Raw genomic sequence first — 694 nt, 5'->3', positions numbered from 1 at the left:
ACGGTCGCCGAACAGGAGGAGTCGATCAAACGGCTGCGCGCGGTCGAGGAGGCCGAGCGGGACCGGCAGGCGCTGGTCATCGCGGCCGAGGCGGTGGCGCAGGAGCAGTTGGTCAAGGACATCAAGGCGGCGGAGGCGGCCGAGCAGGCGGCGGTCCACCGGGCCGCCGAGGAGCTGACGCTGGCGGAGGCCCGGACCAAGACCGCCGACATGGACGCGCGGGCCAAGATCCGGCTCGCCGAAGGCATCCAGGCCGAGGCGGCGGCCGAGGGGCTCGCGGCCGTGCAGGTGCGGGACAAGGAGTCGGAGGTCATCGAGAAGGCCGGCCGCGCCGAGGCCGAGGCCACGGCGGCCCGGCTGCGGGCCGAGGCCGAGGGCACCCGCGAGCAGGCCATGGCCGACGCGGCGGCCATCGGTGAGAAACTGAAGGCCGAGGCGGCGGGGCTGACCGAGAAGGCGGCGGCCATGGCCGCGCTTGACGAGGCGTCCCGGGCGCACGAGGAGTTCCGGCTGCGCATCGAGGCCGACAAGGACGTGCGGCTCGCGGGCATCGAGGCGCAGCGGCAGGTGGCCGAGGCGCAGGCCACGGTCCTCGCGACGGGGTTGGAGAGCGCCGACATCAGCATCGTGGGCGGCGAGACCGCGTTCTTCGACCGGCTGGTCGGCGCGATCTCGCTGGGCAAGAGCGTGGACG

The 694-nt window shown here is 74.5% G+C and carries 1 pseudogene; it reads left to right on the top strand.

Going from position 1 to position 694, the window contains the following annotated elements:
* A pseudogene (locus KUM32_RS42360) lies at nt 1–694 on the top strand (flotillin family protein); the annotation flags it as partial.

It is taken from the genome of Streptomyces sp. AC627_RSS907, from assembly GCF_019049165.1.
Note: the sequence above shows the minus strand (reverse complement) of the source record. Positions and strands in the feature narration are given on the sequence as shown.